Consider the following 11,942-nt stretch of genomic DNA (forward strand, 5'->3'; position numbering starts at 1 on the left):
TCCTTTTTAAACAAGTGATTTAAATCAGCATAACCTGAGCCGCCATCAAGCTCAACATAAAGCATGCATTGCAATCTCCCTTCGGCTAAGCCGGTAAAAGCACGCGTATAAAATCACTTACAAATGTGTTTTCCCGTTGCTGTTATTTTCAGTTAGCATTAGCGGAATGCATGGAAAAATGGAGTGGCTATGTCCGCAAAACCCCTGACAACCAAGAATACCCTGATGTTGATCTGGAATGTGATCAACTTCATTCGCAAGCTGGTGTTGAACCTAGTGTTCTTCCCGCTGTTCTTTATCGCTTTGATAGCCGTGGTCATCGCCATGGTCAGCAGTGATGAAATCCAAGTTGAGGATGGCTCGGCGTTGGTATTGAACCTGGCCGGCGGCATAGTGGATCAGAAACGCCAGATTGACCCGTTCGAGGCGATGTTAAACCAAGGCAAAGGACCCGATGTCAACGGCGAAATCTTATTGAGTGATGTGCTCTATACCATTAACAGCGCCACCAATGACAAGCGGATTAAGGCCCTGGTATTGGATCTGTCCGAGTTGCAATATGGCGGCCTAAGTAAGCTCAGCGCCATAGGCCAGGCACTCAATGAATTCAAGGATAGTGGCAAGCCTGTGGTCGCCATAGGTAACTATTATGATCAGAACCAGTATTTCCTGGCGAGTTTTGCCGATACAGTCTACCTCAACCCAGAGGGTATGGTGGCGGTAGATGGCCTGAGCCGCTACCGTCAGTACTATAAGTCGGCACTGGATAAGTTAAAAATTAAAGCGCACATTTTCCGTGTTGGTACTTTCAAGTCAGCGGTTGAACCTTTTATCCGTGACGACATGTCAGAAGCCGCCAAGGAAGCGAACTCTGTTCTGCTCAACGACATCTGGGGCAGCTATACAGACACAGTGGCAGCCAATCGCGGCATAGACAAGTCCAGCCTGGGTCTTAATGCCACAGCTTATTTGGCAGAGTTGGAGCAAGCCGACGGCGATTCAGGCACCATGGCAGTTAACCTCAAGTGGGTCGATAAACTGGCCAGCGCCGAGGACTTCCGCCTGGCGATGTTGGACTTAGTGGGCAAAAGCAAGGAAGGCGATAGCTTCAAGCAGATCAGCTACTATGACTACGCCAAGTTGATGGCACCGCTGCCCGAGTTAGTCCCTTCAGAAGAGATTGGCGTTATAGTGGCCAAGGGCAATATTCTCAACGGCAGTCAGCCGGCCGGTGATATCGGCGGCGAAAGTACCTCCGCCCTGCTGCGTAAGGCGCGCTTCGACGACACTATCAAGGCCGTAGTACTCAGGGTCGACAGCCCCGGCGGCAGCGCCTTTGCTTCCGAGCAAATTCGTCAGGAAGTGCTGGCATTGAAGAAAGCCGGTAAGCCTGTGGTGGTCAGCATGAGCAGCATGGCTGCATCAGGCGGGTACTGGATTTCGGCCAGCGCTGACTATATCTATGCCAACCCCACTACCCTGACCGGATCCATCGGTATTTTCGGCATGATAACCACCTTCGAGGACTCCCTGTCTTCCATCGGCGTCAATACCGATGGGGTGGCCACCTCTGACTGGGCCGGTCTTTCTGTTACCCGGCCACTTTCCGATGGCGTCAAGGCGGTGATCCAGCGCCATATCGAACGTGGCTACAAAGACTTTATCTCACTGGTGGCCAACGAGCGCAATATGACACTCGAGCAGGTGGATAAGATTGCCCAAGGCCGCGTTTGGTCCGGCAAGAAAGCCCTGGAGCTGGGTCTGGTGGATGAGCTTGGCGATCTCGATAACGCTATCGCCAAAGCGGCCGAATTGGCCGAGCTCGATAAGTTCGACAGCCGAGTGATAGAACAGGAACTGACACCTGAGCAACTCTTCATTCAGGAGATGTTCGCCAGTGTCTCAGCTTATCTGCCTCACAGCGTCAAGCAGTCCAGCGTACTGGAAAAGCTGCTGACTCAATGGAGCCAGGTACTGGAAGAGTTTGCCGCCTTTGACGACCCCAACGGCGTCTATCTCTACTGTGATAACTGCAGTTACTGATAATCCTGAAAGCCCGGTTCGCCGGGCTTTTTTGTGCCTTATGCTGCCGGGGTTGATTTGCTATAATCCGGCCTCTCTTTTGCTCCAATGATAAATAAAGCCAGATTATGAACAAAAAAAAGTCCATCTATGTCGCATACACGGGCGGCACCATAGGGATGCAAAAAACCAGTAATGGCTTTGCCCCGGTCGCCGGTTTCCTGACGGAATGCGTCAACTCCATGCCGGAGTTTTTCCATGAAGAGATGCCGACGTTCGTGATCCAGGAATATAGTCCGCTGATAGACTCCTCCAACATGGCTCCCAGCCACTGGCAGATGATAGCCGACGACATTCAGGCCAACTATGACAAGTATGATGGCTTTGTTATTCTTCACGGCACAGACACCATGGCGTTTACCGCCTCGGCGCTATCTTTCATGCTGCAAGATCTCGGTAAGCCGGTTATCGTCACCGGCTCGCAAATTCCATTGGCGCAGCTGCGTTCAGACGGTCAAACCAACTTACTTAATGCGCTGTATATAGCGGCAAATTACCCAGTTGCCGAGGTTTGCCTGTTCTTCAACAATAAGTTGTTCCGCGGCAACCGTACCACCAAGGCTCATGCCGACGGCTTCGATGCCTTTGCTTCGCCGAACTTTCCTTTATTGCTGGAAGCCGGGATCAAGATTCGCCTGCGCGCCGGTAAAATTGCTCCGCCCTGCGATAAGCCCCTGAAAGTGGCGCCCATTACCCCTCACCCCATAGGTGTGGTTACCTTGTATCCCGGGATCTCCACCGAGGTATTCAACAACATATTGCAGCAGCCGGTAAAAGCACTGATATTACTGACCTATGGTGTCGGCAACGCGCCGCAGGACCCCGCCTTGCTGGAAACTCTCAAGCGGGCCAACGACAAAGGCACAGTGCTTATTAATCTGACTCAGTGCCTGCAGGGAAAAGTCAATATGGGCGGTTATGCCACAGGCAACGCCCTGGCAAAAGCCGGCGTTATCAGCGGCGCCGATATGACCACGGAAGCCGCCTTGACCAAGTTGCATTACCTGCTCTCCCAAGGGCTGAGTACAGAAGAGATAAGACGGCAGATGCAACAAAACCTCTGTGGCGAACTCACTTCGGATTGAATTTAATTGATAGTAAAAAGCCCTGTTTATACAGGGCTTTTTTATCATTCGAATCCAGAAACTTAATCAAAGATCAGATTCTTTGAACTCAGCAATGCTCTCACCGCGAAACTGCTTTTTCAGCTGCGCCTTGGACAGCTCGTTGAGCTGGCCACCGGCGCCTATGGTAAAGTGCTCGGTTTGCTCCAAACGCCTGGCCTGATAGAGCATCACCAGTTGCAGTGTGTTTTCCCGCTGCTCCTCGGTCAGCACAGTGCCATCTTCCCACTTACCTATCTCGGCGGCGCTGCGCAGTCTCTCATAGACCTCAACCGGCATCTCTTCAATCACTTTGTTGATATCTGTCATACACTTTTCCGCTTGTGCAAAATAATACGTATCCGGGTTATCAGGTAACCCACGAAACCGAGCGTAAAGCAGATGGCACCGGCGATAGCTCGATTGCCTTCGGCGACTTCTCCACCCCAGAACCAGATAACCACCCCGGCGATAAACAGGGTCAAGGCCAGAAAGCTCTGGTTCATCAGTTTGGTCGACTGCTGAATATGGCTGATCCTCGACAGCGACTCGGTGTTGGGCCCCAGTTTGGAACTGCAGTGTGGGCAACTAGGTGCCTTACTGGAGATCCGCTTGCGGCATAAAGGGCATTCAACCAGTGCCATAGCTGCTCCTTACCTGAGTTTATCCACGACGGCCAGCATGGCGGTCAATGAGGCTTCCCCCAAGTACAGGCAACGCTCGGGAGACCAACCCACCAGCGGATCAGCCAAATTATCGTTGTCCTTAAATGGCATTTCCAAGGTGTTGGACAGGCAGTTGAAGGTTTCGCCGACCCAGTTGGAACCTATGGTCAAGTTGGCCTTGCCAGGCTCGTCCTTTTCATAGCCGTGTTCGGTCTGGAAATCCGGGCTAACCAGCAAGAGCGCCGAGGCAAATTCCTGTTGCAGCTGAGTCAAGCGCTCATCCCAACAAGGAATGCCTTCACAGCCTGCCAGGAATACATAAGGTAGACCTTCATCACCGTGGACGTCATAGAAGAGGTCCACACCGGTTTCTTTCATCTTTTGTACCACATGGTACACCTCGGGGCTCTTCTCCAAGCTTGGCGTTTGCCACTCACGATTTAGGTTAACACCGGCGGCATTGGTACGCAGATGGCCGCGGGCGCTGCCGTCTGGATTCATGTTGGGCACCACATAGAAATTGGCCTTATCCAACAACTGTTTGGAGACAGGATCATCCGAGTCCAGCAAACGATACAGTAAACCTTCCACCAGCCATTCGGCCATGGTTTCCCCTGGGTGCTGACGGGCTGTGATCCAGATATTGCGCTTGCTGCTATCGCCATCTCCCACCTTGACCAGGGTCAGATCGCGACCATCCAGGGTCAGCCCCAGGTGCTCCAGGCTCACTTCAGGATGCACTTGCACTGCACTGAGCAGATCCAGGTGGCGTTCATAACTGTAAGGTGCAAAATAGGCTATCTGAATCGCATCGGCGTCCAATTCAACATTGATGCTTAGTTTACCGTCTTCATATTTGGTCGGCAGACGGAACCAGTGCTGGCGATCATAACTGGCAACCGCCTGGTAGTTTTCCCAGCCTTTGGGATAAGAAGCGCTGCCGGCGTTGATGATATTGAGGGTGTAGCTATTTCCTACCTGGCCTTCAAAACGGAAATTGAACCACTGGTAGAACTCTCCGCCCTGATCCGGGCGGATCGCCAGTCTGATGTCGTCCTTGTCATCCAAACTGATGACCTGAATATTGCCACCATCAAAATTCGCGCTGATCCGCATGATGTTTTCCTTCATTGCTTTTATAGGGTATGGAGCCCGAAGGCTCGCGCAAGTGGGCTATAGGATAAACCAAATCGGCCGCGCTTGAAAACGCGGCCGACTCTGGCTTGATATGCGAAGATTAATCAGTGATGGTTTACAGCTACTCACCAAAGGCTGAAACTGTATCCCTGGCCGCGCACCGTATTGATAAGGCTTCTTGGCAAACGGGTCTGCTCCAGTTTTCGCCGGGTATTGGAGATATGCATATCCAGATTTCGATCAAACCGCCCTAGCTCTTTTTTTAACACCCGTCGCTGCAGCTCTTGCTTGGTAACTACTTGGCCCTTACGCTCAAACAGATATTTAAACAAACGAAACTCAGTCTGAGTCAATGCCAACTGCTGATCGGCAATAGCCACAGTGTAATCCGTCTCATCAAATTGGATCTGTTTATTGAGCGCCAGATCAGCAGGTTCCTGCCCCTTGCTGATATTTATCCTTCTTATGAGCGCCTGAATACGGACCAATAACTCTTTGACGCTGAATGGCTTACTCAAAAAATCATCCGCCCCCAGCTCATAGCCTTTAATCCTTTCCTCTTCGCTATCGACAGCCGAAATCACTATCACAGGTGTGCTGTCCTTACGGGCAAGCAACATCTCAAAACCATTGAGTTTGGGCATCATTAAGTCGAGCAAGATAACATCTGGGGTAAAAGTGTCGAGTCTCATCAGTGCATCCAAACCATCAGCGGCACAAATAACATCGTGCCCCTCGCCCTCCAGTGCTTCCTTGAGCAAGTCCCTGAACTCCAGGTCATCGTCCACCAATAAAATTTTCGTCATTTTCGTTAATAAAATTCTCAAATAAGAACCATTACCATTAACGTTAACATAATTATCCTGGTCGAGCCAGAAAAATTCACGGGTTATAATGATGTAAGGTGCACAGAGTCACATATAAGGAGTTATGAAAAAGGGACAGCTGGTCAAACTGTCCCTGTAGTCAACAGGACAAGTTAAGATTACCGCCACTGAGGCTGCAAACTTTATCCCTGCCTTTTATTGTCCACCTTACTTGTCTTGCATAAGCTGGCTGATGTATTTGACCGGAGCACTACCATAACTGAGGAAGTTTTCGTGGAACGTCTTGAGATCAAATGCCTTGCCTTGCTGCTGTTTAAGTTCTTCCCTTAAGTCGTAAATTTCACGATAACCAGCGTAATAGCTGGTTAACTGTACCTGGCTCAGCGTTGCCCGGCGCCACTTACCTTCCGCCTCGGCTTGCTGCTGGAAAGCTTCGTCAGTCATCAATTTAATGGCCTGCTCTTCAGTCATCCCCTTGACCTGAATGCTGTAGTCAAGAATGGTGTTGCAAATTACCCTGAGGTTCCACTTGTAGTACATCAGCCACATTTCCGGCTCAAAGTTACCATAGCCCTGTTCCAGCATCATACGCTCGGCATAAACGGCCCAACCTTCGACCATGGCGCCGTTACCAAACAGACTCTTGACTAGGCTCGGTGACTCATTGGAGTACACCAGTTGGGTGTAATGGCCGGGGATCGCCTCATGTATGTTCAGTACCTGCAATATCCAGTGGTTATACTCGCGCAAGTAACTTTCGGCCTGCTCGTCAGTCATGCCATCAAGGGGAGTCACGTTATAATAGGTGTTGCCGCCCTTCTCATAGGGGCCGGGAGCACTGATGGAAGCACCGGCAAACCCCCGCATGTATTCAGGTGTTTCCCTGACCACCAAAGGTTTTTTCGGATCCAGAGTCACCAGCTCGTGTTGATTGACAAACTTCACCAGCTCGGGGATCTGTGCCCTCACCTCGTCGACAAAATCTTCCCGCTTGACATGCCGGGCCGAAAGCTTGTCGATCAACTGCCTGATAGCCTTTTTCTCGTCTTGCGGCTTGGGCTCTTGGAAATACTTACCCCAGAGCTTGTCGGTAATTTTTGCCATTTCGCCCTGAACCCTGGCCTTATCGGCCAGCGCCTTTTCATAGAGGACCTTGGCGCTCATACCAGCCTGAATATCGAAGGCGAACTTCTCCTCATAAAGCACTTCACCTATCCGGAAACTACGGCTGCCTTCCTGCTTAAGTTGCTGTTCCAGCTGTTTGAGAAACTGGATATGCCCTTCGATGGCCGCCACGGCTTTATCCATTCTTTGCTTGAATAACGCCTTTTCATCAGCGTTCAGGCCAGAGGCGTTCACCTTGGCGAGCAGTTCATCGGACAATACCGAAAAGGCGCCCTGATTTTGCATGATGGCCAACTCTGTGTGCTCAAGAGTGGGATTATCTATGTTTTGCTGCGCCGCCCGGTAATAGGCCGGCACATTTTCCAATCGGCCCAATACAGAGCGCAACCTTTGCTCCAGAGGTGCAAAGTCCTCATTGATGATTTGCGCAAAGCCCCCAGCCACGTTGTAACTGGACGGGTCCCACTGCCAGGACTTGAAGCGCTTGATTTCCCACTCCATGCTACCGAGGACGTTTTCAATCAAGCGATAGTCAATCAGGTTGGCAGCGGTAAGCGCCGCAAAATCAAAGCTCGCCATCTTGGCTCGCTGCTGCTGAATAAAATTCAGCGTTGTAGTACGGCTGGTCGCGTCCGGTACCAGGAGTTTGGCATCATATTGATGAAAGCCATTATAGAGCGCCCATGTCGGTGCAACTTGCCACAGAGAATCGATAAAGCTTTGACTGAATGAACTAAAGGCTTGGTTCTGATCTTGTTTAACGGCAGCAGAAACGTTAGATGCCATCGCTTCGGGCGAGCTTTGGGTTTGACATGCGGACAAACCTGTCAGCGCCAGTGACACCGCCAGGCACAGAGTGAGTTTTTTCATATGATTTCCTTCCCGGCACCCGTATGTTGGAAATTTGAATTCTTATCGGTTTTTCGGGTGCATAGTTTGCTAGTAAATCATGGAAGCAGGAACTTTTCAGCAATTGATTAATAAAGAGACATGCTTTGTTACAGTTTGCGAGCTGGCATGAATTGCATATGACCATAGTGAAGCCCAGAGGAGTGAAGCGATTTCAAGCTTCTATAGAAAACCAACTGATACAGAAGAAGCATTTCATACGCTGAAAGCAAAGAATATCTGACATAGAGAAGCTTTTTAAACGAGTTTTTATATTCTTTAATTTTAACCGGCATATAAAGGATGCTTGTGTGCTGGGCCGCGGTGATTCCATATATACCGAGCAATTAAAAATGCCGCTCATTGCAACTGAGCGGCATCCTGGTTTTAGTACAAGGCTATTTTTAGTCGCGGTAAATCTCGCCGTAGAAGCTCGCCAGCAACAAGGCTTTTAACTCACTGATCAGAGGATACCTGGGGTTAGCACCTGTACACTGATCATCAAAAGCATCTTCAGCCAGCTCATCCAATTTATCCAGGAAATCGGCCTCCTTGACGCCGGCTTCCTGAATTGAAACCGGGATCCCCAAAGCCTGTTTCAACTGTTCGATTTTAGCTATCAAACGCTCGACTTTTTCGGCGTCACTCAGCCCAGCGTCTGTCAGTTTGAGGTGATCGGCAATAGCGGCATAGCGGCAGAGCGCCTTGGGTCTGTCATACTGGCTAAAAGCAGCTTGCTTGGTTGGCAGGTCGGTGGCGTTGAAACGGATGACATTGCTTATGAGCAGTGCATTGGCCAAACCGTGGGGCAGATGGAATTCGGCGCCCAGTTTGTGGGCCATAGAGTGACATATGCCCAAGAAAGCGTTGGCAAAGGCAATACCGGCAATGGTGGCGCCGTTGTGCACTTTTTCGCGGGCAATCGGCGCCGCTGCGCCTTCTTCGTAAGCCTTGGGCAGGTGCTCAACCAGAAGATCCAAGGCCTGCAATGCCTGGCCATCACTATACTCATTGGCCATCACGCTGACATAGGCTTCCAAGGCATGGGTGATGGCATCTATCCCGCCAAAGGCGGTCAAGGACTTAGGCATGTTCATCACCAGGTTGGGATCCACAATCGCCATATTGGGAGTCAGTTCATAATCGGCAATGGGATACTTGGCACCTGTCTGCTCATCAGTCACCACGGCAAACGGTGTAACTTCAGAGCCTGTGCCCGATGTGGTAGGGATAGCTACCATCTTGGCCTTGCGCCCAAGTTTGGGGAACTTGTAAATACGTTTGCGAATATCCATGAAACGCAGCGCCAAATCGGCAAAGTCCACCTGCGGATGTTCATACATCACCCAGATGATCTTAGCGGCGTCCATGGGGGAGCCGCCGCCCAGTGCGATGATCACATCCGGCTGGAAGCTCTCGGCTACTTTAGTGCCGGCGCGAACTACCGCTAAGGTAGGATCGGCCTCCACTTCATAAAACACTTCAGTATCCAGCCCTAATCCTTTGAGGATCTTGACGGTTTCATCACAGTAGCCGTTATTGAACAAGAACTTGTCTGTCACTATTAAGGCGCGGCGTTTGTCGGCCAACTCTTCCAGGGCAATAGGTAGGCTGCCACGGCGGAAATAGATGGAGGATGGAAGCTTGTGCCACAACATATTCTCGGCCCTCTTGGCGACGGTTTTCTTGTTGATAAGATGACTCGGGCCCACGTTCTCCGAAATCGAGTTCCCTCCCCAGGAGCCACAGCCCAAAGTGAGAGAAGGTGCCAGCTTGAAATTATAGAGATCGCCAATCCCGCCTTGAGATGCCGGGGTGTTTATCAGAATTCGAGCGGTTTTCATCCGCTCACCAAAACGCTTGACCCTTTGCACCTGGGTATCTTGATCTGTATAGAGCCCAGAGGTATGGCCGATACCACCGAGTTTCACCAAGGCATCAGCCTTATTCAGAGCCTCATCAAAGTCTTTGGCGCGGTACATCCCAAGCAGCGGCGAAAGCTTTTCATGAGCGAAAGCTTCGGCTTCGGTTATTGCATCCACCTCACCGATCAGCACCTTGGTCCAGCTCGGTACGCTGAAGCCGGCCATTTCGGCAATACGCGCCGCACTCTGGCCAACAATGTCGGCATTGAGAGCGCCATCTTTGAGGATAACCTGTTTCACGGCAAAGCATTCTTGGTCATTGAGCAGGTAACCACCATGATGAGCAAAACGCTCTCGTACTGCTTGATAGACGCTGTCGAGCACCACAACAGCTTGTTCAGAGGCACATACCACACCATTATCAAAGGTTTTTGACATCAAAATGGAAGCCACCGCGCGTTTGATATCTGCGGTTTCATCAATAACCACGGGTGTGTTACCTGCGCCGACACCTATGGCAGGTTTTCCGGAAGAGTAAGCGGCTTTCACCATACCCGGGCCACCGGTTGCCAGAATGAGATTTATCTTTTCATGGGTCATCAGATGATTGGAAAGTGCGACGCTGGGTTCATCTATCCAACCTATTATGTCCTCGGGGGCTCCGGCTTTAATGGCTGCATCAAGCACTATTCGGGCAGCCGCGACTGTGGATGCTTTGGCCCTGGGGTGTGGAGAGAACACTATGGCATTACGGGTTTTCAGGCTGATCAGCGCCTTGAAGATAGCAGTGGAGGTTGGGTTGGTTGTCGGTACTATGCCGCAGATGATCCCCACGGGTTCGGCAATTGTGATAGTGCCGAAGGTGTCGTCTTCTTCCAGAATGCCGCAGGTCTTTTCATCTTTATACTTGTTGTAGATGTACTCTGAAGCAAAGTGGTTTTTAATCACTTTATCCTCCAGCACTCCCATAGCGGTTTCGGCGGCGGCCTGTTTCGCCAGCGCGATTCTGGCATCGGCGGCAGCCAGCGCCGCGGCACGAAATATCTTGTCGACTTGCTGCTGACTGAAACCTGCGAATCTCGCCTGAGCCTGGCTGACTCTTTCCAGTAGCAGATCCAGTTCCTGGGTATTGGTGACTTTCATAATCAGTTTCCCGTAAAAAAATTTAACAAAGGCTCATCTTGGTTAAACTCTCTCACATGAAATAAAATTACATCCAAACCGGGTGGACATCTGTGATCTTGGCCACAGGCATGGCGTTTTATGTAATTCAACAACGTTACATCAGATTCAAGCATAGAAAAAATCTTTGTATTAGAATCGACTATACTGCAGCTTTGACTGCACTGATATTACGAAAATTTATTCGAAGTTGTGACCAAGTATAGAAAATCTCATTTCTGGGGTTTGTTAACTTAGGGTAGAGTATGCACCGTCTCAAGTTACTGTTTCCCGGTGAGTTCCCTACACTGGAAGGATACGAAATTGGATTTGACCCTGTACGTTAAATTTTTCCTCGGACTGGTGGCTATCATCAACCCGGTGGGCCTGTTGCCGGTATTTGTCAGCCTGACCAGTCACCAGACTGAGGCTGAGCGTAACCATACCGCTAAAATATCCAACTTTGCCGTGGTAGTAATCCTCCTGGTTACCACAGTGGCGGGTCAGTATATATTGAATATGTTCAGTATTTCGTTGTCGGCATTCCGAATTGCCGGCGGTACACTGATTGCCATCATCGCCATGTCCATGTTGCAAGGAAAGCTGGGCGAGGTGAAACGCAACCAGGAAGAAGACAGAGAAGCCTCTGCGATGGAGTCGGTTGCCGTAGTACCGCTGGCTTTGCCTCTAATGGCTGGCCCCGGGGCTATCAGCTCAGTTATCGTCTTTGCCGCCGAGCATAAAGGCCTGGCTAATCTGCTGGCCATGTCGGTGACTGTAGCACTGTTCGGTCTGCTCAGCTTCGCATTGTTCAGAATGGCTTCGGTTATCAATAAGCTGCTCGGTAAAACAGGGATCAACGTGATCACCCGTCTGATGGGACTCTTGATGCTATCCATTGGTATCGAGGTAATAGCCGCAGGTTTTAAGGGGCTGTTTCCCAACTTACTGGGTTAAAATAAATCGCGTAATATATTGATATTATGGATACCCCTCTCACAAATTGTGCCGCTATACGTCAGGCTCAATCGTACAAGCTAATTCACTGTAAAAAAGTTTGGAATCTTGACTGCGTACCCGATATTATTC

At 50.4% G+C, this 11,942-nt stretch carries 9 protein-coding genes; 3 read left to right on the forward strand and 6 right to left on the reverse strand.

Translation table 11 applies throughout. From position 1 onward, the window contains the following. Positions 1 to 189: 189 nt before the first annotated feature. Both sppA and ansA read left to right on the forward strand, forming a co-directional pair. The gene (gene sppA / locus ACMHXE_RS12035; protein WP_413732328.1) at positions 190 to 2,043 is read left to right on the forward strand and encodes a signal peptide peptidase SppA; all 1,854 of its coding nucleotides are present in this window, start codon (positions 190 to 192) and stop codon (positions 2,041 to 2,043) included. A gap of 107 nt (positions 2,044 to 2,150) precedes the next feature. After that, complete coding sequence (ansA, locus tag ACMHXE_RS12040; protein ID WP_101096448.1) at positions 2,151 to 3,167, forward strand: asparaginase; 1,017 nt, start codon at positions 2,151 to 2,153, stop codon at positions 3,165 to 3,167. Positions 3,168 to 3,233: 66 nt separating this feature from the next. On the opposite strand, the gene ACMHXE_RS12045 is transcribed toward ansA, so the two are convergent. From ACMHXE_RS12045 to adhE, 6 genes are all read right to left on the reverse strand, one after another. Next, positions 3,234 to 3,515, reverse strand: a complete 282-nt coding sequence (locus tag ACMHXE_RS12045) for a YeaC family protein (RefSeq protein WP_039032997.1) — start codon at positions 3,513 to 3,515, stop codon at positions 3,234 to 3,236. After that, complete coding sequence (locus ACMHXE_RS12050) at positions 3,512 to 3,829, reverse strand: zinc ribbon domain-containing protein (RefSeq protein ID WP_165565101.1); 318 nt, start codon at positions 3,827 to 3,829, stop codon at positions 3,512 to 3,514. Before ACMHXE_RS12050 ends, ACMHXE_RS12045 begins: the two co-directional genes overlap by 4 nt. A gap of 9 nt (positions 3,830 to 3,838) precedes the next feature. After that, the gene (locus tag ACMHXE_RS12055) at positions 3,839 to 4,966 is read right to left on the reverse strand and encodes a M14-type cytosolic carboxypeptidase (RefSeq protein WP_165565102.1); all 1,128 of its coding nucleotides are present in this window, start codon (positions 4,964 to 4,966) and stop codon (positions 3,839 to 3,841) included. A 146-nt stretch (positions 4,967 to 5,112) separates the two neighbouring features. Next, on the reverse strand, positions 5,113 to 5,793 hold the full coding sequence (locus tag ACMHXE_RS12060) for a response regulator transcription factor (protein WP_101057519.1): 681 nt from the start codon (positions 5,791 to 5,793) through the stop codon (positions 5,113 to 5,115). A gap of 228 nt (positions 5,794 to 6,021) precedes the next feature. Next, positions 6,022 to 7,809 carry a DUF885 domain-containing protein gene (locus ACMHXE_RS12065; RefSeq protein ID WP_165565103.1) on the reverse strand — a complete coding sequence of 596 codons (1,788 nt, stop codon included), beginning with the start codon at positions 7,807 to 7,809 and terminating at the stop codon, positions 6,022 to 6,024. A gap of 422 nt (positions 7,810 to 8,231) precedes the next feature. Continuing rightward, positions 8,232 to 10,835, reverse strand: a complete 2,604-nt coding sequence (gene adhE / locus ACMHXE_RS12070; RefSeq protein WP_413732331.1) for a bifunctional acetaldehyde-CoA/alcohol dehydrogenase — start codon at positions 10,833 to 10,835, stop codon at positions 8,232 to 8,234. A gap of 342 nt (positions 10,836 to 11,177) precedes the next feature. On the opposite strand from adhE, the gene ACMHXE_RS12075 reads away from it, so the two are divergent. Next, complete coding sequence (locus tag ACMHXE_RS12075) at positions 11,178 to 11,810, forward strand: YchE family NAAT transporter (protein WP_025010407.1); 633 nt, start codon at positions 11,178 to 11,180, stop codon at positions 11,808 to 11,810. The last annotated feature ends 132 nt before the right edge of the window (positions 11,811 to 11,942 follow it).

It is taken from the genome of Shewanella sp. BJSY2023SW007, from assembly GCF_047314525.1.
In the GTDB taxonomy this organism is placed as follows: domain Bacteria; phylum Pseudomonadota; class Gammaproteobacteria; order Enterobacterales; family Shewanellaceae; genus Shewanella; species Shewanella chilikensis.